This is a genomic window from Paraburkholderia sp. BGA-UO-ETr-F21 (genome assembly GCF_059567925.1).
This window is the reverse complement of record NZ_JCAQOY010000008.1, coordinates 132,591-156,518: the sequence shown is the minus strand read 5'-3', so window position 1 is coordinate 156,518 and position 23,928 is coordinate 132,591. Positions and strand designations below refer to the sequence as shown.

Sequence of the window (23,928 nt, the reverse complement as noted above, 5' to 3'; positions counted from 1 at the left end):
CACTCACCTCAATCTCGTCCCGATCATGACAGCCGACACCCACAAGCGCGACTTCGCCGAAAACCGCCGCTTGCCCGGCATCGCCTTGCTGGCGGCGTGCATCGGCGTGATCAGTACGGCGGCGGCTTTCGTACTGCTGAATCTGATCCACCTGTTCACGAACCTGTTTTTCTTCGGCACGCTTTCGTTCGCGGATCGATCGCCAGCGCACAACACGTTAGGCATGTGGGTCGTGCTGGTGCCGGTGGCGGGCGGCCTGATCGTCGGCCTGATGGCGCGCTACGGCTCGGAGAAGATTCGCGGCCACGGCATTCCGGAAGCCATCGAAGCGATCCTGTTCGGCAAGAGCCGTATGTCGCCGAAGGTGGCGATCCTCAAGCCGCTGTCATCCGGCATCGTGATCGGCAGCGGCGGGCCGTTCGGCGCGGAAGGTCCCATCATCATGACGGGCGGCGCTTTGGGTTCGTTGATCGCGCAGTGCGTGCGCGTGAGCGCGGCGGAGCGTAAAACGCTGCTGGTCGCCGGCGCCGCAGCCGGCATGACCGCGGTGTTCGGCACGCCGGTCGCGGCAGTGCTGCTCGCGGTCGAGTTGCTGTTGTTCGAATGGCGGCCACGCAGTTTCTTGCCGGTCGCGCTCGCCTGCGCGGTGGCAGGCTTCGCTCGCGGCGCACTGTTCGGCGCGGGGCCGCTGTTTCCGCTCGAAACGGCGCCGCCCGGCGCGTTGTCGCTGTTCACCTGCGTCATCGCCGGCTTACTGTCAGGCGCGCTGGCAACGGGCCTCTCCGCCGCGCTCTACAAGACCGAAGATCTGTTCGGAAAACTCAGTATCCATTGGATGTGGTGGCCCGCGCTCGGCGGACTCGTCGTGGGAATTGGCGGCTTTATCGAGCCGCGCGCGCTGGGTGTCGGCTACGACGTCATCGGCGACCTGCTGCATCTGCATCTGGCACTTCAGGTTGCGCTCGCGCTACTGCTCGTGAAGGCCGTCATGTGGGTCGTCGCGCTCGGCTCGGGCACCTCGGGCGGCGTGCTTGCGCCGCTGCTGATGCTGGGCGCCGGTCTCGGCGTGGTGTTGAGCCATCTGATGCCGGGCAACGATCCGGCGCTGTGGCCGCTCGTGTGCATGGCAGCCACGCTCGGCGCGACCTTGGGCGCTCCGCTCACCGCAATCGTGTTCGCCTTCGGCCTGACCCATGACAGCAACGCGTTATTGCCGCTACTCGCCGCCACGCTGGTCGCGCACGGCTTTGCGACAGTCGTGATGCGCCGCTCGATCATGACGGAAAAAATCGCGCGCCGTGGATATCACATCTACCGCGAATATGGTGTCGATCCGCTGGAGCGCCACTACGTCGACGAGGTCATGACGCGTGACGTCGAAACGATCGACGCGCACGCGACTATCGACGACATACTGGCACGACACTTCGGCCCGGCGCAAAAGCATCGAGCCTATCCGGTGATTCGGGACGGCGCGGTGACTGGGGTTATCGACCGCGCGACCCTCGAGCGCATGAGTGCCGCTCACGACGTCGAGCACGCCGCGGCAACGCTGCTTGAACTGATGGGAACGCACACACCCGTGGTCGCATTGCCGGGCGAAACCTGCCGCCTCGTTGCAACACGGCTCGCCGTTCACGGTCTGGAGCGCATGCCCGTCGTGGACGACGTCAACACACGGCGACTCATCGGCATCGTGTCGCGCAGCGATCTGGTGAAACCGTCGCTTGCCCACTTCGAAGAAGAGCATAAGAAGGAGCGCTTCCGGCGTCTGGGTACGCGTGCAGCGAAGCGACGCCTTTCGCCGCTTCGCTGAGCCGGTTAGCGTGGCTTGCGAAGCGCCGTGTCGATCGAGAGAGATTGCAATGAGGCGAGGCAATGTCGAACTACGTGGCAACACGTGATCAAAGGATATTTCCGACAGCCTTTGCCGCCATTTCGCGCGACTTGACCGGCATTTTCCGTAGCCAATTTCACGGCTCAGCCAGGAAACAACGGACTCCGAACCTGAACATTTATTGAGACATAAAGACGTGCAATGATCGCCGCCGGTCCAGCAAGACACGCTGTGACTCTGCGTAAGCAGACGCTTTGACAACGCCGCAGCCCCGCGCTTTCATTCCACCCATATGACCAATTTTCTGTTCGATCTCCTCTCGAACCTGGCTCTGCTGGCTTTCGTGCTGGCCGCCTGTCATCTGTGCAACCGCCGCATACCTGGCGCGTCGCTCGATGGTTCACACATTTTCGGCGCGTTGGCGTGTGTCGCGTTCCTGCTCGATGCCGCGCTGACCTTCCTGGTGTTCGCCGACTCGCAGAGCCGCTATGGCCACCTCAGCACATCGATAGCGTTCTTCGAGCGCGCCTGCGCATACTGGCTCGCGATCATCGTCGCGCTCGCCTGGCGCCATGTGGCACGCCGCTCGCACTTCGCGAAAGTCGGTACCCGCGCGACCCTTGTCATTCAAACGTCCCCGTATTCGAAATCCCATCTGCCGATGTAGCGGGCACCAATCACAATCGCTGTGAACGCGTCCGCCAAAGCGGCCAACTTTTCCCGCCAGACAAGCCTTATCGAACCATCAGGGAACTGGAACGGTCCTTGCGGATGCGCGCGCCGTCGCCTATAACTTCCGAACACCGAGTGTTACCGTTTGCGCCCGCCGCCGGGCATTTGCCGCTGTATTGCACCACCGTTGTTCAATCAGTCGAAGGCAACTTACCCAACGAGGAACATCTTGGATCTCGAAACCGTTCGCGTCTTCATCATGACCCGGGGCATCGACCTCGGCACCAAGGTCGTCGGGGCGATCGTCCTGTGGATCGTCGGCCGATGGCTCATCGGCCTGATCACTGGCCTGCTGCGCAAGGTGCTGGCGCGCAACGGACGGGTCGATCCCACGCTGGCGCATTATCTCGGCTCGATTCTCGGCGCACTGCTGAACCTGCTGCTGATCCTCGCGATCCTGCAGGTGTTCGGTGTACAGACCACATCGTTCGCCGCGCTGCTCGCCGGCTTAGGCCTCGCGATCGGCACCGCCTGGGGCGGCCTGCTTGCCCACTTCGCCGCGGGCGTATTCATGCAGGTGCTGCGGCCGTTCAAGGTCGGCGATTTCGTCACCGCGGGCGGCGTGACCGGCACGGTCTCCGAGTTGGGTCTGTTCGGCACCACCATCGTGACGCCGGACAACGTGACGACTATCGTCGGCAATAACAAGATCTTTTCCGACACGATCTCGAACTACAGCCTCTTGCCCGTGCGCCGCGTCGAGTTGACAGCGAAGATCGCCAATGGCGTCGATCCAACGGATGCAATGAACCGGCTGAAGGCGGCCGTCACGCAAATTCCGAACGTGGCCGAGAGTCCCGCACCGGACATCGAAGTGCTGAGCTTCACGCCCGAAGGCCCGCTGCTCTGCGTGCGGCCCTACACGCACAATGAGAACTATTGGCAGGTCTACTTCGACACTAATCGCGCGATCATCCAGACGTTCAAGGAAGCCGGCTACCCGACGCCGGAAACGCCGCTCGCGCCGCGTGCAGTGAGCTGAGCGTTGCCGCGCGACGAGCATCGCCACCGGCTGAGACGGCGCGGATTAATCGCATTGCCAATTGTTAATTGTCAAATCCGTGCGATTCAGAAAGACCAAACAAAAACGGCGTCGCGAGATTCGCGACGCCGTTTTTTTATCGGGCTAGCCCTGCGGTAAAACCTCAGCGGCTTCCCGCATTCGATGCGTTCTTGCGCATCATCTTCCACAACGCGCCGAGCACGACCGGTACAACCGCAGCACCGATACCCACCAGCACGATCACATTCAGATACTGACGGATAAACGGAATGTTGCCGAAAAAATAACCGAGCAACGTCAACAGCAGCACCCAGAAAAAGGCGCCGGCAAAATTGAACAACTGGAACCGGCTCACCGTCATTTCGGATGCACCCGCAACGAACGGCGCGAAGGTGCGCACCACCGGAATGAAACGCGCCAGCACGATAGTCTTGCCGCCATGCTTCTCGTAGAAGTTGTGCGTCTTCTGCAGCGCGCTGCGATCGAGAAAACGCTCGAGAAAAGGAATGTGCGAATTGAACACTCGCGGCCCAATGGCCCGCCCGATCATGTAGTTGACGGTATTGCCGCTGACGGCCGCCACGAGCAGCAACACGATCAGCAAGCCAATGTTCATTTCTCCGGTCGCACAGAAAGCCCCGCCGATGAACAGTAGCGAATCGCCCGGCAGAAACGGCAGAATCACGAGCCCGGTTTCGCAGAACACGATCAGAAACAGCACCGCGTAGACCCAGGCGCCGTACACGTGAATAAAGTCTCCGAGGAACTTGTCGATGTGCAAGACAAGGTTGACGAAATGTAGCAACGTGTCCAAAGAGAATCCTTTATTAAGCGAATGTGACGGTGGCGGAAATGGCCGTATGGGCAGACCAGCTGGCGATGGCGACAAACGCTCACTCGCCGCGGCAAATTGACCGCGTCATGATACAGAAAGTGCCCGGCGGCGATTAAAAATCTCCCGTGCTCCGGCGCGATCGGGCGCATCGCGAGCCTGCCGCGCCGAATCGCTATAATTTCGCCATGTCCGAATTCTCCGAAACGCCTGCCGGCCTCGACGCCGCGACCGCGGTTTCCGCCACCGCGCCCGCACCACGCCCGTTGCGGGCGATCCAGCCCCTTCCCGATCAGCTGATCAGTCAGATTGCCGCCGGCGAAGTGGTCGAGCGACCGGCGTCGGTCGTCAAGGAACTGCTGGAAAACGCGCTCGACGCGGGCGCGCAGTCGCTGCGCATTCTGCTCGACGAAGGCGGCGTGAAGCGCATCTCGATCACCGACGACGGCTGCGGCATCCCCGAGAACGAACTCGCGCTAGCGCTGATGCGCCACGCGACCAGCAAAATCCGCTCGCTTGCCGAACTGGAAGCAGTGGCCACGCTGGGGTTCCGCGGCGAGGCGTTGGCCTCGATCGCTTCTGTCGCGCAGATGACCATTACGAGCCGCACGGCCGACGCGGCGCACGCGGTGCGCGTGGATGCGCAAACCGGCGTGCTGAGCCCCGCAGCGGGCACGCAAGGCACCACGATCGAAGTCCGCGAGTTGTACTTCAACACGCCGGCGCGCCGCAAATTTCTGAAGAGCGAGCAGACCGAACTCGGCCACTGCCTCGAACAGATCCGCCGCGCGGCGCTGGCACGGCCGGATGTCGCGATTTCGGTGCTGCATAACGGCAAGGCCGTCGAACACTGGAACGCCAGCGAGCCGCCCGTGCGGGTCGCGAAGATTCTCGGCGACACGTTTGCCACGGCGCATCTGCCGCTCGACGAATCCGCCGGCCCGCTGGCGGTCTACGGTTGCGCGGGCTTGCCGACCGCGAGCCGCGGGCGCGCCGATCAGCAGTACTTCTTCGTCAATGGCCGCTTTGTGCGCGACAAGCTGCTCACGCACGCCGTACGCGCCGCCTATGAAGACGTGCTGCACGGCGAGCGCTATCCGTCCTATGTGCTGTTTCTCGATCTGCCGCCTGAAGCGGTCGATGTGAACGTGCATCCGTCGAAAATCGAAGTACGGTTTCGCGATTCGCGCTCGATTCACCAGTTCGTGTTTCACGCCGTGCAGCGCGCATTGGCGCGGCATGCGGGCGCGTCGCCGGAAACGACAGCGGGCGGGCATGCGGCGCATCTGGCGCCATCCGCTGGCGGGCCGGCTTCGTTCGGCGCGACGCCGCTCGGCGGTGCGGGCATCGGCGGAGGCAGCCCCGGTGCGGGTGCAGGCGGCTTCGGTAGCGGTTTCGGTGGTGGATCAAGCGGTACATCAGGCGGCTTCGGATCGTCGCCACAGTCCGGCAATACCTGGATGCGCCAGGCCCGCATGACGCAAGGCACGCTGCCGGTTGCCCAACCGCTCGCGTTCTACGACGCGCTCTTCGGCCGCAAAGACACGCATGCCGGCACAGCGGAAGGCGCCACGCTTTTCGAGGTCCGCGATTCGGCCGGCGAAGCGCCGTCGCCGTACAACGCATCTGCGCCGTACTCCACGCCCGCTTTCCACGCCGCCGACGAGCAACCGCTCGGCTTCGCGCTCGGCCAGATCCACGGCATCTACGTGCTGGCGCAGAACGCGCACGGTCTGGTGATCGTCGACATGCACGCCGCGCACGAGCGCATTCTGTACGAACAGTTCAAAAACGCGTTGGCGGACCGCACGATTGCCGTGCAACCGCTACTGATCCCGCTGTCGATGCAGGCCGACCCGATCGAAATCGGCACCGTGGAAGAAGAGCGCGACACGCTCGACGCACTCGGTTTCGACCTCGCCGTGCTGTCGCCGACCACGCTCGCGATCCGCGCCGTGCCGGCGTTGCTAAAAGACGCGGATCTGCAGGCGCTGGCGCGCGCGGTCCTCTCCGACCTGCATGCATTTGGCGGCTCGCGCGTGTTGACCGAACGTCAGCACGAACTGCTCGGCACGCTCGCGTGCCATCACGCGGTGCGTGCGAACCGGCGCCTCACGCTCGATGAAATGAACGCGCTGCTGCGTCAGATGGAGGCGACCGAGCGTGCCGATCAATGCAATCACGGACGTCCTACGTGGTATCAGTTGACGCTGTCCGATCTCGATCGGCTGTTCATGCGTGGTCAGTGACGTGACGCTGCCGCGACACGCGACCGCCTGGCCTATGACTTCACGCATACCCACGACCGTCCCTTGCCTGCTCGGGCCGACCGCGTCCGGCAAAACCGCCGCCGCGCTGGCGCTGGCCGCGCGGCGTCCGGTGGAAATCATCAGTGTCGATTCGGCGCTGGTCTATCGCGAGATGGATATCGGCACCGCCAAGCCAACCGCTGAAGAGCGCGCGGTGGCGCCGCATCATCTGATCGATATCGTCGATCCGACCGACGCCTACTCCGCCGCGCAATTTCGCGCCGACACCTTGCGGCTGACCAGTGAGATCCACGCCCGCGGGCGTTTACCGGTGCTGGTCGGCGGAACCATGCTGTACTACAAGGCGCTCACCCAGGGGCTCAACGATCTGCCTGCCGCCGACGCCGACCTGCGCGCCACGCTCGATGCCGACGCCGCACGCGAGGGTTGGCCGGCCATGCACGCCCGGCTTGCCGCGATCGATCCCGTGACGGCCGCGCGCCTCGCACCGAACGATTCACAGCGCATTCAGCGGGCGCTGGAGGTTTTCATGCTGACCGGGCAGGCCATGTCCGCCTTGCTGGCCGCGCCGGCCCGAGTGGATGACGCCGCCGCCGCATGGCGCTTCGTGCCGATTGCGCTGGAGCCGTCGGATCGCGGTGTGCTGCATGCGCGGATCGAGAAGCGCTTCGATGCGATGCTGGCCAGCGGTTTCGTCGATGAAGTCGTGAAGTTGCGCGAGCGCGGCGACTTATTGCCCGAGATGCCGTCCATGCGTTGCGTGGGCTATCGGCAGGTCTGGGAATATCTGGATGGCGCGGTCGATTATTCGACCATGCGCGACAAGGGGGTCTTCGCAACGCGGCAATTGTGCAAGCGGCAGCTCACATGGCTGCGCAGCATGTCGGAGCGAGTGGTGGTGGATTGCTGCGATCCGCACGCGACAGCGCGGGTGCTTGAGGCGATTGAAGCGTTGGATTGAAACTTTGATGCTTTGATGCGTTGATGCTTTGACCCGCGCGGCGCACTCTGAAAGCGCGCCGCGCAGACTCCGAAGCCTTTAGACCACTACGGTCTGAGCCTCACCGGCCGCGCTTTCGCGAATCACGCCGATCTTCCAGACCTGCTCGCCGGCGGCGGACAGCAAACCGATTGCAGCGTCAGCATACGCAGCCGACACGACCACGGCCATGCCGATACCGCAGTTGAACACACGGTGCATTTCCGCATCCGCCACGCCGCCGTGCTTTTGCAGCCACGAGAACAGCGGCGGCAGCGGCCAGGCGCGATGGTCCAGCTCAGCCGTCAAACCTTCACGCAGCACGCGCGGAATATTCTCGACCAGCCCGCCACCCGTGATGTGCGCCATACCCTTGACGGCGACTTGCTGCATCAGCGCCAGCAGCGGCTTCACGTAGATATGTGTGGGCGCCATCAGCGCGTCGGCGAGCGAGCGGCCGTCGAAATCCGCGTTCAGATCAGGCTGCGCGCGCTCGATGATCTTGCGCACCAGCGAAAAACCGTTCGAATGGATGCCGCTCGAAGCCAGACCGAGCACCACGTCGCCCGGGGCAATCGTGCTGCCGTCGATAATCTTGCTCTTTTCCACCGCGCCGACCGCGAAACCGGCCAGATCGTATTCGCCGTCGGGGTACATGCCCGGCATTTCCGCCGTCTCACCGCCGATCAGCGCGCAACCGGACAGTTCGCAGCCGTGCGCGATACCCTTCACGACCGTTGCCGCCGTGCCGACGTCCAGCTTGCCGCAAGCGAAATAGTCGAGGAAAAACAGCGGCTCGGCGCCTTGCACGAGAATGTCGTTCACGCTCATCGCCACCAGATCCTGGCCGACGGTGTCGTGTTTGTTCAGTTGAAAGGCGAGGCGCAGCTTGGTGCCGACGCCGTCGGTGCCGGACACGAGCACCGGCTCTTTATACTTCTTCGGCACTTCGAACAGCGCGCCGAACCCGCCGATGCCGCCCAGCACGCCGTCGCGCATCGTCTTTTTGGCAAAGGGCTTGATCGCGTCGACAAGGGCGTCGCCCGCGTCGATGTCCACGCCGGCGTCGCGATACGACAACCCTTGGGCCGAACCAGTTGAATTCGGGGCGGATTTCGGTTGATTCATGGGGACGAGCTCGAAGGTCGGTAAAATGCGATTTTACCCGATGCCGGCCGACTGGCTGGAATTTGAATCATCCGGTCCCGAACGACACCTGGGAAACAACTTTGCAAGAGAACTCCTCGATTACGACGCCTGTCCAGCGCCGCGCCTTCACCTGGCTTGCCATTGCGCTAGGCATCGGCATACTGCTCTGGCTGCTGAGTCCGGTTCTCACGCCGTTTCTGCTCGGTGCGATTCTCGCGTACATTCTGCAGCCGGGCGTCGCTTGGATGGTACGCCGGCGCGTGCCGCGCGGTCTTGCGGCGTTGCTCATGATGCTGCTCTTCACGCTGCTCATGACCTTGCTCGTGCTGCTGGTGCTCGCCGTCATCCAGAAAGAAGGGCCGCAGTTGCGGCAGCAGGTGCCGGTGCTGTTCGCGCACGTGAACGCCTGGCTGCAACCCAAGCTGGCCATGCTGGGCCTCGCCGATTCGCTCGACTTCGCCAGCATCCGCGATCTCGTGATGGGGCAGCTCGAAGGCAGCGCGCAGACGGTGGCGATGTATGCGTGGACCTCCATCCGCACGAGCGGCAATGTCATGATGACGGTGGTCGGCAACGTGGTGATGGTGCCGCTCGTGCTGTTCTACCTGCTGTACGACTGGAACCGCATGCTCGCCCGCATACAGGTCGTGGTGCCGCGCCGCTGGCTCGACAAGACGCTGCAACTCGCGCGCGACATGGACCAGATGCTGTCGCAATATCTGCGCGGCCAGTTGCTCGTCATGGGCGTGCTCGCCGCATACTATGCGATTGCGCTGAGCCTCGCGCGCTTCGAGATCGCGTTGCCGGTCGGGATCTTCACGGGGCTCGCGGTGTTCATCCCGTACATCGGGTTTGCCACAGGTCTCGCGCTGGCGCTGCTCGCGGCGCTGCTGCAATTCGGCGACTGGTACGGCTTCGGCGCGGTCGCGCTGATTTACGGTGTCGGCCAGATCCTGGAGAGCTTCTTTCTCACGCCGCGTCTGGTGGGCGAACGGATCGGCCTGCACCCGCTCGCGGTGATTTTCGCATTGCTCGCGTTCGGGCAGCTCTTCGGCTTTTTCGGCGTATTGCTGGCGTTGCCGGTCAGCGCGATCCTGTCGGTCGCCATGCGCGAGTTGCGCCAAAGCTATCTGGCGAGCACGCTTTATAAGAACTGACTGCTTGTTGACTATTCCGGCCCGCGTGACGGGCCATTTGCGGCTTGGCCTCATTTTCGGCATTAACCTACTGTGCTTCGTCAACTGACGCTCGATCTCGGCACCCCGCCGCCATCGACATTCGACAATTTCTTCGCCGGCGCCAACGCCGAGCTGGTCACGCGCCTGCGCGAGCTCGAAAACGCGCTCGCCGCCGGGCCGGTCGCCGATCGCACCTTCTACATCTGGGGCGAGTCCGGCAGCGGCCGCACGCATCTGCTGCAGGCGCTCGTGCACGAAGCGTCGCCGGGGCACGCGCGTTTCGCCGGACCGCAGAGCAGCCTCGCCGCCTTCAGTTTCGACCCGCGCGTCGCCCTGTATGCGATCGACGATTGCGACGCACTCTCCGCCGCACAGCAAATCGCCGTTTTCAACCTGTTCAACGAAGTGCGCGCGCATCCCACCAGCGCACTCGTCGCCGCGGGCAACGCGCCGCCCATCGGTATGACGGTGCGCGAGGATTTACGCACGCGCCTCGGCTGGGGCCTCGTGTTCCATCTCGCGCCGCTGCCCGACGAAGGCAAGGCCGCGGTCCTCAAACACGCGGCGCGTGAGCGCGGCATCATGCTCGCCGACGACGTGCCGGCCTACCTGCTCACGCATTTTCGCCGCGACATGCCGAGCCTGATGGCGCTGCTCGACGCGCTCGACCGCTTTTCGCTCGAACAGAAACGCGCGGTCACGCTGCCGCTGTTGCGCACCATGCTGGCCTCGCCGGACGCCGAAGAACGGCGTGCCGCGCCCAACTCGGCGAGCTCATCCGCTTCATCCGCCGCTTCAAGTAAAATAGGCCCCCATGGCTAACCTCGCACTCTTCGACCTCGACCACACGCTCATCCCCACCGACAGCGACCACGAATGGGGCCGCTTCATGGTGAAACACGGCATGGTCGACGCCGAAAATTTCGCCCGTGAAAACGACCGCTTTTTCGCCGACTACAAAGCCGGCCGGCTCGACATTCACGCCTATCTGATCGCCATGCTCACGCCGCTGTCGAAGTACACGCGCGCGCAACTCGCCGACTTTCACGCGCAGTACATGCACGAAGTCATCAAGCCGGCGATCTTCCCCGTGGCGCAGGAGTTGGTGAAGCAGCACCAGGAAGCCGGCGACCTGTGCTGCGTGGTCACCGCCACCAACGAATTCATCACCCGCCCGATCGCGCAGGCATTCGGCGTCGACACGCTGATCGCCTGCGAAGCGGAAACCGTCGACGGCGAGCCGCATTCGCCGTACACCGGGCGCCCCACCGGCACGCCGAGCTACAAGGAAGGCAAGATCGTGCGCACCGAAGCGTGGCTCGCCTCGCTCGGCAAGACGTGGAGCGACTTCGAGCACAGCTATTTCTATAGCGATTCGCACAACGACATCCCGCTGCTCGAAAAAGTCACGGACCCGATCGCGACCAATCCCGACGACACATTGCGCGCCCATGCGCAGGCCAAAGGCTGGCGCATCCTCGAACTCTTCCAACCCTCGTGATCAAAAAATTTATCCGCAAGCTATTCGGCCAGGACGCGGCACCCGCTGACGACACCCTGCCCGCCGAAGCCGAAGCAGACGACACCGGCAACGCGCCGGCGCGCACTCCGTCAGGCGCGAGCAAAGCGCGCCGCAAGCCCACCCGCGCCAGCGCGCCCGCGAAAACCGTACGCGACCCGGACGTGCCGGTCATCATTCCGCACGACGTGCACGGCATCGACCAGTCGCTGATCTCGCGGAACGCAATTCGCGTGACCGAGGGTCTGCAACAGGCCGGGCACCGCGCGTTCATCGTCGGCGGTGCGGTGCGCGATCTGCTGCTCGGCATCAAGCCGAAAGACTTCGACGTCGCGACCGACGCCACGCCTGAACAGGTGCAGAAGCTGTTCCGCCGCGCGCGCATCATCGGACGGCGGTTTCAGATCGTGCATGTGCAGTTCGGCCAGGAAATCATCGAAACCTCCACGTTCCGCGCGTTGGTCGATCCGCCCGCGGCAGACGCGGCGCCGCCGCGCCGCCTGAAGCGCGACGAACTCGACCGCCGCACCCACGCCGTGGATGCAAGCGGGCGCGTGCTGCGCGACAACGTGTGGGGCGAGCAGCACGAAGACGCCACGCGCCGCGACTTCACGATCAACGCGATGTACTACGATCCGGCCACGCAAACCGTGCTGGATTATCACAACGGCATGGCCGACATGCGCGCACGCCTGTTGCGCATGATCGGCGACCCGGCCACGCGTTACCGCGAAGATCCGGTGCGCATGCTGCGCGTGGTGCGTTTCGCGGCGAAGCTCGACTTCGAGATCGAGGACAGCACCCGCGAGCCGATCGCCAACATGGCCGATCTGATCAACAACGTGCCCGCCGCGCGCCTGTTTGACGAGATGCTCAAGCTGATGCTCTCCGGCCATGCGCTCGCGTGTTTGAAACGCCTCCGGCAGGAGGGCCTGCATCATGGCCTGCTGCCCTTGCTAGACGTGGTGCTCGAACAACCCATCGGCGAGAAATTCATCACGCTTGCTTTGAACAACACGGATGCCCGCGTGCGCGCCGGCAAACCGGTGTCGCCGGGCTTCCTGTTCGCCACGTTGTTGTGGCACGACGTGCAGCAGCGTTGGCAAAAATTCGAAGCGAACGGCGAATATCCGGTCCCCGCCTTGCATCGCGCAATGGACGACGTGCTCGACATGCAAACCGAGAAACTCGCGATCCACAAGCGCTTCTCATCGGATATGCGCGAGATCTGGGGTCTGCAGTTACGCCTCGAGAAACGCTCGGGAAGAAGCGCGCTGAAGCTGCTGGAACACCAAAGATTTAGAGCGGGGTATGATTTCCTCCTGTTGCGCTGCGAATCGGGCGAACTCGACGAGTCGGTCGGTGCGTGGTGGACGGAGTTCATAGACGGAGACATCGCCGCACGTGAGACATTGCTCACGCAAGGCGGGAAGGACCGAAGCCCCAGAAAACGACGGCGGCGCAGCAGTGGCGCGAGAAGCCGCAAGCCGGGCGACGGATTGGAGGGCGGCACGCCAGCCGAACGCACAGCCGACGAAGCAGGCCATAACGGCTCGCACGAAGACTGACACAGCGTTGGCTGTTGCCGTCGAACGATAGTTGCAGGAAGTTATGCCATGACGGTTGCTTATCTCGGCCTCGGCGCGAATCTCGGGGACGCGCGCCAGACCCTGAAAGACGCGGTGGTGTGCCTCGCACAACAGCACACCATCACCGTGCTCGCCAAGTCGAGCCTGTATCGCACTGCCCCGATCGACGCGGGCGGTGACGACTATTTCAACTGCGTCGTGAAGGTCGATACGACGCTCCCCGTGCGGCATCTGCTTGCGCTATGCCACAAGATCGAACATCAGTTCGGCCGTGAGCGGCCGTTTCGCAACGCACCGCGCACGCTCGATCTGGACATTCTGCTGTTCGGCGATCAATCGATCGACGAAGCCGATCTGATCGTGCCGCATCCTCGCCTGACTGAACGCGCCTTCGCGCTGGTGCCGCTCGTCGAGATCGACGCCGCACTGGTCATTCCGCAACATGGCCGCGCCGAGGCGCTGCTCAGCGGCGTGAGCGATCAGCGCATCGAGAAGGTGAAAGGGCCTTGCCAGTGTCCTATGCTCAATGCATTGACCGCCGGTGAAGGCACTGCCGGCAAGGGCCCCTGCGAATGAATTCATCGCCGCTCACCGTCACGGCACCGCAACTGCGGCCGCCGTTCGGCTATCTCGCGATCGAAGGGCCGATCGGCGTCGGCAAGACGTCGCTCGCACGGCGCCTTGCGCAGCGCTGGTCGATGCATGAACTGTTCGAACGGCCGCAGGACAATCCTTTTCTCGAACGTTTTTACCGCGATACCGCGCGTTACGCGTTACCCACACAACTGCACTTCGCGTTGCAACGCGCGCAGCAGGCTCAGGACGTAAGCGCGGCGCACCTGTCGGGCACGCCGCTGATCGCCGATTTCATGACGCAGAAGAACGACATCTTCGCGCGTCTGACGCTGCAGGAAGACGAGTGGCAGTTGTACCGCGCGCTTGCCGCGCGTATCGAAGCCAGCGCGCCGGCGCCAGACTTCGTCGTCTATCTGCAGGCGAGCCCTGAGGTGCTGTTCGCGCGTATCCAGAAGCGCGCCGTGCCGATGGAGCTGCAGATTTCCGACGCCTATCTGCACGCCCTGTGCGATGCGTACAACGAGTTTTTCTATCACTACGACCGCACGCCCGTGCTAACGGTCAACGCCGAACACCTGAATCCGCTCGACTCCGACGCGGACCTTGCGCTGCTCGCCGAACGCATTGAAACCATGCGCGGCCGCAAGGAATTCTTTGTCAAAGGCACGTCGCTCTGAGCGGCGTGGCCTCCTCTTTTTCTCAACGGATTGACCCATGACCTATTTGCAGGAAGCGAGCCGGAACGCTATCACCGTGCCGAAACTGCAGGCAATGCGCGACGCCGGCGAAAGAATCGCCATGCTCACCTGTTACGACGCGAGCTTCGCCGCGCTGCTGGACCGCGCGGGCGTCGACGTGCTGCTGATCGGCGACTCGCTTGGCAACGTGCTGCAAGGCCAGACGACCACCCTGCCCGTGTCGCTGGCCGACATCGCGTATCACACGGCTAGCGTGGCACGCGCGCGGCCCGCGGCGCTGATCGTGGCCGACTTGCCGTTCGGCACTTACGGCACGCCGGAAGAGGCATTCAGAAGCTCGGTTGAATTGATGCGCGCCGGCGCGCAGATGGTGAAGCTCGAGGGCGGAGAATGGCTCGCGGACACGGTGCGCTTCCTCGTGGAGCGCTCGATTCCCGTGTGCGCGCACGTCGGCCTGACGCCGCAATCGGTGCATGCGTTCGGCGGCTTCAAGGTGCAAGGCAAGACCGAAGCGGGCGCGACGCAGTTGCTGCGCGACTCGCTCGCCGTGCAGGCGGCCGGCGCGCAATTGATCGTGATGGAAGCGATCCCGACGCTGCTCGCAAGCGACGTCACAAAGCAACTGCGCATTCCGACGATCGGTATCGGCGCGGGACTGGATTGTTCGGGTCAGGTGCTGGTACTGCACGACATGCTGGGCATTTTCCCCGGCAAGCGCCCGCGCTTCGTGAAGGATTTCATGCAGGGGCAGCCGAGTATTCTCGCGGCCGTGGAAGCTTATGTGGCTGCCGTGAAGGACGGTTCGTTCCCTGGGCCGGAGCACACGTTCTGAGTTTCGAGCGTTAGAGGATCGAGCGGAACGGGCCGTTTCGTGCCCGTTGTCGTTCGCTTTGGCGCGTATCCGATATCGCGTTCAAACGCATACAAGGCCGGTTATCTTTCTCTGGCGACCGGTCGACCTGTCCCAGCCAGTGGCGGCGCGCCTCTCTCAGTCCACGATCCGCGCCGGCAGCGCGCCTCGCAGTGCATTGCACACCATCAGCGCTTCGGCGTTTTGCAGATCGGTCCGGGTGAGCACACGTTCGGCCGCCTGCAGACCCGACGTTTCCTCGAGCAACACGCTGCGCATCACGCCTGGCAGCACGCCCGACGCAAGCGGCGGCGTCCACCAGCGCCCAGCCGACTTCACGAAGACATTCGACCGGCCACCTTCGGTCAATTCGCCCTGCGCGTTGAAGAACAGCGTGTCGAATGCGCCCTTCGCTTCGGCTTCGCGCCAGCCGCGATCGTATTCGGCGCGGCGAGTGGTTTTGTGACGCAGCAGCAAGTCATAGGCGTCGGTTGCCGGGAAAGCGTGATCGGGTCCGAGCAACACGCCGACGGTGGAGTCGGCTAGCGGCGTCAGCACGGCCGCGGTGATGTTCGCCGTGCCGTTCTTGCTCAACGCGAGACGCATGCGATGCGGAGTTTGTGCCGGCAGGGCCGCGCACTTCGCCGCGATCTCCGCGCGAAGGGCGTTGGCGATCGTTTCGTCGAGTTTGAAGCCAAGTACCGCCGCGCTCGACGAGAGCCGCGCAAGATGGCGCGACAGATGCCGCACGCCCTCTTCGCGCGTCGCATACATCGTTTCGAAGAGTTCGAAACCCGGTTCGGCATGGGTCAGAAAGCGGGCTTTCAACTGGCACTCCGCGTATTCGTCGGCGGCGACGCTGTCGAGCACGATCCCCGCGCCGATGCCCATTTTGCCTTCCAGTTGCCCGGTTTGCGCCGACCGGCTCAGCGTCAACGTGCGGATCGCGACGGACAGGCAGAAGTCACCGCAGGCGGTTTCGTTCGCAGCCGGAGCGGGTGTGCCCGCACCCGTTGCATCCGCAACCGCCGAGGGCGCATCCAGCCAGCCGATGGCGCCGGTATAGAGCCCACGCGGCGTGCTTTCGAGTTCATCGATCAATTGCATCGTGCGATGCTTCGGCGCGCCCGTGATCGAGCCACAGGGAAACAGCGCGCGCAGTATCCCGGCGAACGATGTGCCGGGCCGCAACGCCGCATGCACAGTGGACGTCATCTGCCAGACCGTCGCATACGGCTCAACCGAAAAGAGCGCCGGCACCTTGACCGAGCCCGTTTGCGCCACTCGCGACAGGTCGTTGCGCAACAGGTCGACGATCATCACGTTTTCGGCGCGGTTTTTAGGATCGTTGCCGAGGAATTCGGCAGCGCGCCGGTCCGCCGCCGGGTCGTCGGATCGCGGCGCTGTGCCTTTCATCGGCCGCGCATGTAACGTCTCGCCCTGCTTTTCGACGAAGAGTTCCGGCGAACACGACAACACCCAATCGCCGTCCGGCAACGCGATCAGCGCACCGTAGCGAACCGGCTGGCGTGCTCTCAGCCGCCGATACAGCGCGACCGGCGAGCCGAACACGTCGAAGCCGAGCCGGTACGTGTAGTTGACCTGATAGGAATCGCCCGCGCGCAGGGCTGCGTGGACCCCGTCGATCGCCGCGTTGAACTGCAGCGGATCGACGCTCGCGCGCACGTTCGCCGTGCCCGCCACCGATGGCTCGGCCGCGCCCTGGTCGCGTGCCATGAGCCACGCGTCGACCTCTTCACGCGAACGCTTCTCGCAACGTTCGAACAATAAAAAACGCAGCGTGGCATCGCCACGCTGCGTTTTCAGAGACCAATGCGCCTCGGCGCCGAGGAGATCCCGGCCGAACTCATAGTCGGCGAGCACGACGGCATGCAAACCACGCAGGGTTTCCGCAGCCACGCGCTCGCACACGGCTTCGAGTTGCGCGGCATCCGCACACACCCATTCCTGCACAAAGCCCGTGTACAGACGACTCGAAGGGCGCGCCGGCAACGCGTCGCAATCGTCGAGCAATGCGAAAACCGCGCCGTGCTCATCTGCCGTCATGCTTACCGCCAAAATCAAACTGTCATTAATCGAAGAAGCTCTTCACCCGGTCGAACCAGCTCTTGCTTTGCGGGCTATGCCGCGAACCGCCCTCGACCAGCGCCTTTTCGAACTGCTTGAGCAAATCGCGCTGCGGCTCGGTCAGCTTGACCGGCGTTTCGACTTGCACGTGCACGTACAGATCGCCGGCAATGCTCGAACGCAGCCCCTTGATGCCCTTGCCACGCAGACGGAACGTCTTGCCCGATTGCGTGCCCTCCGGCACGGTGAAGCTCGCGCGGCCCGCGAGGGTCGGCACTTCGATCTCGCCGCCGAGCGCCGCGGTAGTGAACGGAATCGGCATCTGGCAATGCAGATCGTCGCCGTCGCGCTCGAACACCGAGTGCTGCTTGATATGAATTTCGACGTACAGATCGCCCGACGGGCCACCGTTGATGCCCGGCTCGCCATTGCCGGCGGAACGGATACGCATGCCGTCGTCGATACCTGCCGGGATTTTCACTTCCAGCGTCTTGGTTTCCTTCACCTTGCCCGCGCCGTGGCAGTGGCCGCATGGGTCGGGAATGTAGGTGCCGGTGCCGTGGCACTTCGGGCAGGTTTGCTGAATGCTGAAGAAGCCCTGCGACATCCGCACCGAACCCGAACCGCTACAGGTCGGGCAGGTTTCCGGCTTGGTGCCGGGCTTGGCGCCCGAACCGTGACAGATTTCGCACGAGACCCAGCTCGGCACGCGGATCTGCGTGTCGTAGCCGTGTGCGGCCTGTTCGAGCGTGATTTCCATGCTGTAGCGCAGATCGGCGCCGCGATACACCTGCGGGCCCGCGCGACCGCCACCGCCGCGTGCGGCGCCACCGGCCGCCTGGCCGAAGATGTCGCCGAAAATATCGCCGAATGCGTCGGCAAAACCGCCAAAGCCTTGCGCTCCGGCACCGCCCATGTTCGGATCGACGCCCGCGTGGCCGTACTGGTCGTACGCGGCACGCTTTTGCGAGTCCGACAGCATTTCATAGGCTTCCTTCACCTCTTTGAAATGCCCTTCCGCATCCTTGTTGCCCGGATTGCGGTCGGGGTGGTGCTTCATCGCGAGCTTGCGATAAGCCTTCTTGATTTCGTCGTCGCTCGCGTTCTTCGCGACGCCCAGAACCTCGTAGTAATCCCGTTTCGCCATATCGGTTCAACGCCACTCGCGCAATGCGACGCGGTGGCTCCTCTTGAATGCTGGAGTCTAACGACTCGTCCGGCCGCTGTTTCACGCCCGTTCAACACGGCCTGAAAACAACGCCCTCCATAAAACAAATGTGCCCGGAGAGCCCCGAAAGGCTCGCCAGGCGCGATAACCGCTTTCGCACGTTCATGTCGTCCGGTTGGACGCAATCCCTTGTGCAGCCGGGCCGCACACATTGCTGTGTGCGGCTTTACGGTCGAAATGCGACCTGGCTTTAGTCTTTCTTGACTTCCTTGAACTCGGCGTCGACCACGTCGTCCTGCTGCTGGCTCGCGCCACCCGCCGATGCACCCGCGCCGCCCGCACCCGCCGCGCCTGCTGCCGCGGCTTCCGCGCCTTGCGCAGCCTGCATGTCGGCGTACATCTTCTCGCCCATCTTCTGCGAGGCGGTGGCCACCACTTCGATCTTGGCTTCGATCGCGGCCTTGTCGCTCGAACCGCTCTTCAGCGTTTCTTCGAGGTCCTTGAGCGCGGCTTCGATCTTTTCCTTTTCGGAAGCTTCCAGCTTGTCGCCGTATTCGGTGAGCGCCTTCTTCGTGCTGTGGACCAGCGCGTCACCCTGGTTGCGGGCGTCGGCCAACTCACGCAGCTTGTGGTCTTCTTCCGCGTTCGCTTCGGCGTCCTTCACCATCTTCTCGATTTCGGCTTCGGATAGACCCGAGTTCGCCTTGATCGTGATGCGGTTTTCCTTGCCGGTCGCCTTGTCTTTCGCGCCGACGTGCAGAATGCCGTTCGCGTCGATGTCGAAGCTCACTTCGATCTGCGGCGTGCCGCGCGGTGCCGGCGGAATGCCTTCGAGGTTGAACTCGCCCAGCAGCTTGTTGCCAGCTGCCATTTCGCGTTCGCCCTGATACACCTTGATCGTCACGGCGCCCTGATTGTCGTCGGCCGTCGAGTAGACCTGTGCGTGCTTGGTCGGGATCGTGGTGTTCTTGTTGATCATCTTCGTCATCACGCCGCCGAGCGTTTCGATGCCGAGCGACAGCGGGGTCACGTCGAGCAGCAGAACGTCCTTGCGGTCGCCCGACAGAACCTGACCTTGAATCGCGGCGCCAACAGCCACAGCTTCGTCCGGGTTCACGTCACGGCGCGGGTCCTTGCCGAAGAATTCCTTAACCTTTTCCTGCACCTTCGGCATACGGGTCATACCGCCGACCAGAATCACGTCGTCGATTTCGCCGACCTTCACGCCTGCGTCCTTGATGGCCACGCGGCACGGTTCAATGGTGCGTTCGATCAGCTCTTCAACCAGCGCTTCCAGCTTCGCACGCGTAATTTTCAGGTTCAAATGCTTCGGACCCGACGCGTCTGCCGTGATGTACGGCAGGTTGATTTCGGTTTGCTGGCTCGACGACAGCTCGATCTTGGCCTTTTCAGCCGATTCCTTCAGGCGCTGCAGCGCGAGCACGTCTTTCGACAGATCGACACCCTGTTCCTTCTTGAACTCGCCGATGATGTAGTCGATGATGCGTTGGTCGAAGTCTTCACCGCCCAGGAACGTATCGCCGTTCGTGGACAGCACTTCGAACTGCATTTCACCGTCAACGTCGGCGATTTCGATGATCGACACGTCGAACGTACCGCCGCCCAGGTCATACACCGCGATCTTGCGGTCGCCCTTTTCGGCCTTGTCCAGACCGAATGCCAAAGCGGCTGCGGTCGGTTCGTTGATGATCCGCTTCACTTCCAGACCGGCGATGCGGCCTGCGTCTTTGGTGGCCTGACGCTGGCTGTCGTTGAAGTACGCGGGAACCGTGATCACGGCTTCCGTGACCGGCTCGCCGAGGTAGTCTTCAGCGGTCTTCTTCATCTTGCGCAGCACTTCAGCCGAAATTTGCGGCGGAGCGAGCTTCTGATCGCGCACTTCGACCCATGCGTCGCCGTTGTCGGCTTTCATGATCTTGTACGGCATCAGGCCGATGTCTTTCTGCACTTCTTTTTCTTCGAAGCGGCGGCCAATCAGGCGCTTGACCGCGTACAGCGTGTTTTTCGGGTTCGTGACCGACTGACGCTTCGCGGGCGCGCCGACGAGAATCTCGCCGTCTTCCATGTAAGCGATGATCGACGGCGTGGTGCGCGCGCCTTCCGAATTCTCGATCACCTTGACCGAATTGCCTTCCATGATCGCCACGCACGAGTTGGTCGTGCCGAGGTCGATGCCGATGATTTTGCCCATTTTTACTAATCTCCTGACTTTGATCGCTGCGGGAAGCGCCTTGTTTGCCCTGCTGGCGGTAAGGCGATCCGCTCTCAATTCCTACCTGCACTCAACATAAGTGCGTCCGCATCGTTTTCAAGACCTCTTTTGCGATGCGGTCTTTAATTTTTTTCAATCGGGCGAACTTTCGCCCGAATTTGTTCCATCGGCTTGCGGGCCGGCGGTTTTTGCAGCATCAGCCACCCGGATTTTTTCCCGTGCGACCGCAACCGCGGCCTGGAACTGCCCGAGGCCATGCCAGCCGGTTGCCCGGCCGAGCCGCTTGCCGCGGTAAAAAAAGAACCATGTGGGCACGCCGTGCAGCGTGAAGCGCCGCCCCAGTTCGCGATGCTCGTAAACGTTGCTGTGAAACCATTTGAGACCGAGCGCGCGAATCGCGTCCGGCTGCGCCAGCATGGCCTTCTTGGCAATCTCGCAGTTGAAGCAGTCGAGACCCCAGAAAAACACCACGGCCAGTTCATCCCCCGCTCCGGCGAGCCCGGCGTCGAATGACTCGGCGCTGAGCGCCTGCATCTCGAAGGCGGCGAACGCGGTGGCGTCGACGGGAATATTAGCCATGGCAACGCCTGCCAGACTAAACGGCTTCTGAACGCCTCGTTGCGCTTACTTCGGGGCCGCGACGGTCACGAGTGCCGGACGCAGCACGCGATCGGCGATCACAAAGCCCTTTTGCAGCACGGCCACCACAGTGTTCGGCTCCTGGTCGGCCGGAACCATGGAAATGGCCTGATGGCGATGCGGGTCGAACTTCTCGCCAACCGGATTCAGGGCGACGACGCGACCCTTTTCCAGCGCGCCAGTGAGCTGGCGCAGCGTGAGTTCGACGCCTTCGCGCACTTTCGGCAGATCGTCGGTGGAGTGCGCGACAGCTGCTTCGAGGCTGTCGATCACCGGCAGCAGATGCTCGGCAAAAGTCTCGATCGCAAACTTGTGCGCCTTGGCGACGTCTTCCTGAGCGCGGCGGCGCACGTTTTCGGTCTCAGCCTTGGCCCGCAGGAAGCTTTCCTGCAACTCGGCGATCTTTGCCTGAGCCTCGGCCAGTGCCGCTTGCTCGGCGCTTGCCGACGAGTCGGTCGCCGCGTTCGCAGCGGCTTCCTGCTGAGGTGCCGCGGCCTCGGCGGCCTGGCGCGCGGTTTCGTCGGCGGGCTTGGAATTCTGGCTCGTCGGGTTCTCTTGCGTGTTTTCCATGTCGCTGAAAGTCGTTAAAAAGTGAAAGCGAGGTAAAAGCCGAGGGCGGCGGCAGCGCATCAAGCCTGGTGCGGTTTGTGCGTTGCAAAATCGCGACAGACAACTTCACGAGTCACCGCAAATCAACACGGCAGATGAGGCCGGAAAGAACCATTTCAAGCGGTTCTCCCGGATCTTTTCGCACCACGGCCGGGCAGCGGAAATGCCTGGTTACAACCATTAATGCGACGCAATCAGATTGAGATTGAGTGCGGGCGGCAAGTGGCCTATGCTCCAACAAAGCATCGGAAAAGACGCGTTAACCCTAATCTGACGTAAGCCTTTCCGATATCTTGCAATTTCACCCGATTCGCCCGTCTTTATCCTGAACCTTCCCGAGGGGAGTACCGTGAAACTGACCTTTGCAATCTCGGTGGTCGCATTGGTTCTGATTGCGGGCACCACGACCATCTGCATGTCCGGGGCTGTCAACGATCACACTACCGAATATGGTGGCGTGCACGCGACCATGGAACAGCTGTTCAATCCCCACCTGAAAGTTTGTCGATAGTGCGCCGGTCGCGCTTGGTCGGTCGGCCGTGCAATGCGGCCGCCGGCTCGCGATACGTCTTGCGCCGCTCCTGTTCGACCTGCCGCTTCACCTTGCTCTCTTCGGTTTCCGCATAAAGCGTTTGCGCGACACTCGCCGGGCCGCGCACGTCGCACACGCCCAGCACCTCCACTTGCCACACGATCCGTTCGATCTCGATCTCGACCAGGTCACCGACCCGCACGTCTTTGGCCGGCTTGACGCTGGCGCCGTCAATGCGCACATGTCCTTTTTCGACAGCCGCCGCCGCGAGCGAACGCGTCTTGAAGAAGCGCGCCGCCCACAGCCATTTGTCGATGCGCAGCTTGGCGCCCGCTTCCGTTGAGATCCTGTAATTCATGAGCCTGCTCAAGCTCCTGTCGTGTGCGGCACCGGCAGCGCCTGCACCGGCCAGCCCTGCAAATTCTGCGCGACGATTTCGCCTAGCGCGGCAATCCACGCCTGCGAGGCGTTCAGGCAGGGAATCCGATGGAATTCCTGCCCGCCCGCGTGCAGGAATTCGTCGCGCACTTCCATGCCGATTTCCTCGATGGTTTCAAGGCAGTCGGCCGTAAAGCCCGGACAAAACAGATCGGCGCGCCGCACGCCCGCCGAGCCCAGCTCCTTGAGTGTGGGCGCGGTGTACGGCTGCAGCCACTCGGCCTTGCCGAAGCGCGACTGGAACGTGATGCGGCATTCCACCGGCGTCAGTTCGAGTGCCTGCATCAGCAGCGCGCCGGTTTGCTGGCATTGCTCGTGGTACGGGTCGCCAAGATCCAGCGTGCGCTTGGGCACACCGTGAAAACTCAGCACCAGCTTGTCACCGGAGGCGAAATCCGGCCGGCCGTGCTGATGCCAATAGTGATGAACCTGCGCGGCCAGCGCCGCAATGTAGGCCGGATGGTCGGCGTACTGGCGCACCGTGCGGATTTCCGGCTGATTACGCATGCGCTTGAGCGCCGAAAAGGCGTCGTCGAACGCGGTGGCCGTGGTGGACGACGAATACTGCGGATACATGGGCATCAGCAGCACGCGTTCGGCGCCCGCCAGCTTGAGCTGGTTCAGCATGGCCGGAATGCCCGGCGTGCCGTAACGCATCGCGTAATCGACGAGCACCGTGTAGTCGTTCAGTTGCAGCAGATGACGCAAGGCTTCCGTCTGCTTCTCGGTGTACACGCGCAGCGGCGAGCCTTCAGGCATCCACACTGTGGCGTACTTCTTGGCGGAGGCGCGGCCGCGGAACGGCAAAATCAACAGGCGCAAGATGATCTGCCAGAGCAGCGCCGGAATTTCGACCACCCGCGGGTCGGACAGAAACTGCGCGAGATAGCGGCGAACCGCACGCGGCGTCGGCGCGTCGGGCGTGCCGAGATTGATCAGGAGCACGGCGACGCGGTGTGATGTGGCGTTCTGTGAAGGCCGCTCGAGGTCGAAGCGCATAGGCAGCAGA

At 63.1% G+C, this 23,928-nt stretch carries 21 protein-coding genes; 12 read left to right on the top strand and 9 right to left on the bottom strand.

Annotation, left to right across the window (positions count from 1 at the left end):
- The first annotated feature begins 25 nt into the window (after window positions 1-25).
- The 3 genes from AC57B1_RS07565 (at window position 26) to AC57B1_RS07555 (ending at window position 3,551) form a co-directional block, all read left to right on the top strand.
- Window positions 26-1,816 (top strand): chloride channel protein, encoded by a 1,791-nt coding sequence (locus AC57B1_RS07565; RefSeq protein ID WP_496417129.1) that lies wholly within the window; start codon window positions 26-28, stop codon window positions 1,814-1,816.
- A 313-nt stretch (window positions 1,817-2,129) separates the two neighbouring features.
- Entirely contained in the window at window positions 2,130-2,504 is a 375-nt protein-coding gene (locus AC57B1_RS07560) for a hypothetical protein (protein ID WP_496417128.1), read from the top strand.
- Window positions 2,505-2,738: 234 nt separating this feature from the next.
- Window positions 2,739-3,551 (top strand): mechanosensitive ion channel family protein, encoded by an 813-nt coding sequence (locus AC57B1_RS07555; RefSeq protein ID WP_496417127.1) that lies wholly within the window; start codon window positions 2,739-2,741, stop codon window positions 3,549-3,551.
- Window positions 3,552-3,714: 163 nt separating this feature from the next.
- Here AC57B1_RS07555 and AC57B1_RS07550 read toward each other — a convergent pair whose 3' ends face one another.
- Window positions 3,715-4,386, bottom strand: a complete 672-nt coding sequence (locus tag AC57B1_RS07550) for a DedA family protein (RefSeq protein WP_496417126.1) — start codon at window positions 4,384-4,386, stop codon at window positions 3,715-3,717.
- A gap of 206 nt (window positions 4,387-4,592) precedes the next feature.
- Between AC57B1_RS07550 and mutL the strand changes: the two genes are divergently transcribed.
- The gene (mutL, locus tag AC57B1_RS07545) at window positions 4,593-6,653 is read left to right on the top strand and encodes a DNA mismatch repair endonuclease MutL (protein ID WP_496417125.1); all 2,061 of its coding nucleotides are present in this window, start codon (window positions 4,593-4,595) and stop codon (window positions 6,651-6,653) included.
- A 34-nt stretch (window positions 6,654-6,687) separates the two neighbouring features.
- Entirely contained in the window at window positions 6,688-7,635 is a 948-nt protein-coding gene (miaA, locus tag AC57B1_RS07540; protein ID WP_496417124.1) for a tRNA (adenosine(37)-N6)-dimethylallyltransferase MiaA, read from the top strand.
- A 78-nt stretch (window positions 7,636-7,713) separates the two neighbouring features.
- Here miaA and purM read toward each other — a convergent pair whose 3' ends face one another.
- Complete coding sequence (gene purM, locus AC57B1_RS07535) at window positions 7,714-8,781, bottom strand: phosphoribosylformylglycinamidine cyclo-ligase (protein ID WP_496417123.1); 1,068 nt, start codon at window positions 8,779-8,781, stop codon at window positions 7,714-7,716.
- 101 nt (window positions 8,782-8,882) lie between these two features.
- Here purM and AC57B1_RS07530 point away from each other — a divergent pair, with 101 nt between their 5' ends.
- From AC57B1_RS07530 to panB, 7 genes are all read left to right on the top strand, one after another.
- Window positions 8,883-9,959 carry an AI-2E family transporter gene (locus AC57B1_RS07530; protein WP_496417122.1) on the top strand — a complete coding sequence of 359 codons (1,077 nt, stop codon included), beginning with the start codon at window positions 8,883-8,885 and terminating at the stop codon, window positions 9,957-9,959.
- Between the two features lie 72 nt (window positions 9,960-10,031).
- Window positions 10,032-10,802 carry a DnaA regulatory inactivator Hda gene (gene hda, locus AC57B1_RS07525; protein ID WP_408301050.1) on the top strand — a complete coding sequence of 257 codons (771 nt, stop codon included), beginning with the start codon at window positions 10,032-10,034 and terminating at the stop codon, window positions 10,800-10,802.
- Complete coding sequence (locus AC57B1_RS07520; protein WP_091796662.1) at window positions 10,795-11,481, top strand: histidinol-phosphatase; 687 nt, start codon at window positions 10,795-10,797, stop codon at window positions 11,479-11,481. Before hda ends, AC57B1_RS07520 begins: the two co-directional genes overlap by 8 nt.
- Window positions 11,478-13,067 carry a polynucleotide adenylyltransferase PcnB gene (gene pcnB, locus AC57B1_RS07515; protein WP_496417121.1) on the top strand — a complete coding sequence of 530 codons (1,590 nt, stop codon included), beginning with the start codon at window positions 11,478-11,480 and terminating at the stop codon, window positions 13,065-13,067. The genes AC57B1_RS07520 and pcnB overlap by 4 nt, the downstream gene beginning before the upstream one ends.
- Window positions 13,068-13,115: 48 nt before the next feature.
- Window positions 13,116-13,664, top strand: coding sequence for a 2-amino-4-hydroxy-6-hydroxymethyldihydropteridine diphosphokinase (folK, locus tag AC57B1_RS07510; RefSeq protein ID WP_091796664.1), 549 nt, complete (start codon window positions 13,116-13,118; stop codon window positions 13,662-13,664).
- A complete protein-coding gene (locus AC57B1_RS07505; protein WP_496417120.1) occupies window positions 13,661-14,341 on the top strand; it encodes a deoxynucleoside kinase in 681 nt (226 codons plus the stop codon). The genes folK and AC57B1_RS07505 overlap by 4 nt, the downstream gene beginning before the upstream one ends.
- A 37-nt stretch (window positions 14,342-14,378) precedes the next feature.
- Window positions 14,379-15,194 (top strand): 3-methyl-2-oxobutanoate hydroxymethyltransferase, encoded by an 816-nt coding sequence (gene panB / locus AC57B1_RS07500; protein ID WP_408186796.1) that lies wholly within the window; start codon window positions 14,379-14,381, stop codon window positions 15,192-15,194.
- Window positions 15,195-15,350: 156 nt separating this feature from the next.
- Here the strand turns inward: panB and pabB are convergent, their stop codons facing one another.
- From pabB to hemH, 7 genes are all read right to left on the bottom strand, one after another.
- Complete coding sequence (gene pabB / locus AC57B1_RS07495) at window positions 15,351-17,279, bottom strand: aminodeoxychorismate synthase component I (protein WP_496417119.1); 1,929 nt, start codon at window positions 17,277-17,279, stop codon at window positions 15,351-15,353.
- A gap of 25 nt (window positions 17,280-17,304) precedes the next feature.
- Window positions 17,305-18,447, bottom strand: a complete 1,143-nt coding sequence (dnaJ, locus tag AC57B1_RS07490; protein ID WP_091796668.1) for a molecular chaperone DnaJ — start codon at window positions 18,445-18,447, stop codon at window positions 17,305-17,307.
- 271 nt (window positions 18,448-18,718) lie between these two features.
- Entirely contained in the window at window positions 18,719-20,680 is a 1,962-nt protein-coding gene (gene dnaK / locus AC57B1_RS07485; protein ID WP_091796669.1) for a molecular chaperone DnaK, read from the bottom strand.
- Window positions 20,681-20,833: 153 nt separating this feature from the next.
- A complete protein-coding gene (locus tag AC57B1_RS07480) occupies window positions 20,834-21,280 on the bottom strand; it encodes a thioredoxin family protein (RefSeq protein WP_496417118.1) in 447 nt (148 codons plus the stop codon).
- A gap of 45 nt (window positions 21,281-21,325) precedes the next feature.
- Complete coding sequence (gene grpE, locus AC57B1_RS07475) at window positions 21,326-21,910, bottom strand: nucleotide exchange factor GrpE (RefSeq protein ID WP_496417117.1); 585 nt, start codon at window positions 21,908-21,910, stop codon at window positions 21,326-21,328.
- Window positions 21,911-22,431: 521 nt separating this feature from the next.
- Complete coding sequence (locus tag AC57B1_RS07470; RefSeq protein ID WP_408350352.1) at window positions 22,432-22,839, bottom strand: RNA-binding S4 domain-containing protein; 408 nt, start codon at window positions 22,837-22,839, stop codon at window positions 22,432-22,434.
- A gap of 8 nt (window positions 22,840-22,847) precedes the next feature.
- The gene (gene hemH, locus AC57B1_RS07465) at window positions 22,848-23,918 is read right to left on the bottom strand and encodes a ferrochelatase (protein ID WP_091796673.1); all 1,071 of its coding nucleotides are present in this window, start codon (window positions 23,916-23,918) and stop codon (window positions 22,848-22,850) included.
- Window positions 23,919-23,928 lie beyond the last annotated feature (10 nt).

What these genes read in the sequence shown, in the direction of transcription:
- AC57B1_RS07565 (WP_496417129.1), top strand. Translation starts at nt 26, where the DNA reads ATGACAGCCGACACCCACAAGCGCGACTTCGCCGAAAACCGCCGCTTG.
- AC57B1_RS07560 (WP_496417128.1), top strand. Translation starts at nt 2,130, where the DNA reads ATGACCAATTTTCTGTTCGATCTCCTCTCGAACCTGGCTCTGCTGGCT.
- mutL (WP_496417125.1), top strand. Translation starts at nt 4,593, where the DNA reads ATGTCCGAATTCTCCGAAACGCCTGCCGGCCTCGACGCCGCGACCGCG.
- miaA (WP_496417124.1), top strand. Translation starts at nt 6,688, where the DNA reads ATGACTTCACGCATACCCACGACCGTCCCTTGCCTGCTCGGGCCGACC.
- purM (WP_496417123.1), bottom strand. Translation starts at nt 8,781, where the DNA reads ATGAATCAACCGAAATCCGCCCCGAATTCAACTGGTTCGGCCCAAGGG.
- AC57B1_RS07520 (WP_091796662.1), top strand. Translation starts at nt 10,795, where the DNA reads ATGGCTAACCTCGCACTCTTCGACCTCGACCACACGCTCATCCCCACC.
- folK (WP_091796664.1), top strand. Translation starts at nt 13,116, where the DNA reads ATGACGGTTGCTTATCTCGGCCTCGGCGCGAATCTCGGGGACGCGCGC.
- AC57B1_RS07505 (WP_496417120.1), top strand. Translation starts at nt 13,661, where the DNA reads ATGAATTCATCGCCGCTCACCGTCACGGCACCGCAACTGCGGCCGCCG.
- panB (WP_408186796.1), top strand. Translation starts at nt 14,379, where the DNA reads ATGACCTATTTGCAGGAAGCGAGCCGGAACGCTATCACCGTGCCGAAA.
- pabB (WP_496417119.1), bottom strand. Translation starts at nt 17,279, where the DNA reads ATGACGGCAGATGAGCACGGCGCGGTTTTCGCATTGCTCGACGATTGC.
- dnaJ (WP_091796668.1), bottom strand. Translation starts at nt 18,447, where the DNA reads ATGGCGAAACGGGATTACTACGAGGTTCTGGGCGTCGCGAAGAACGCG.
- dnaK (WP_091796669.1), bottom strand. Translation starts at nt 20,680, where the DNA reads ATGGGCAAAATCATCGGCATCGACCTCGGCACGACCAACTCGTGCGTG.
- AC57B1_RS07480 (WP_496417118.1), bottom strand. Translation starts at nt 21,280, where the DNA reads ATGGCTAATATTCCCGTCGACGCCACCGCGTTCGCCGCCTTCGAGATG.
- grpE (WP_496417117.1), bottom strand. Translation starts at nt 21,910, where the DNA reads ATGGAAAACACGCAAGAGAACCCGACGAGCCAGAATTCCAAGCCCGCC.
- AC57B1_RS07470 (WP_408350352.1), bottom strand. Translation starts at nt 22,839, where the DNA reads ATGAATTACAGGATCTCAACGGAAGCGGGCGCCAAGCTGCGCATCGAC.
- hemH (WP_091796673.1), bottom strand. Translation starts at nt 23,918, where the DNA reads ATGCGCTTCGACCTCGAGCGGCCTTCACAGAACGCCACATCACACCGC.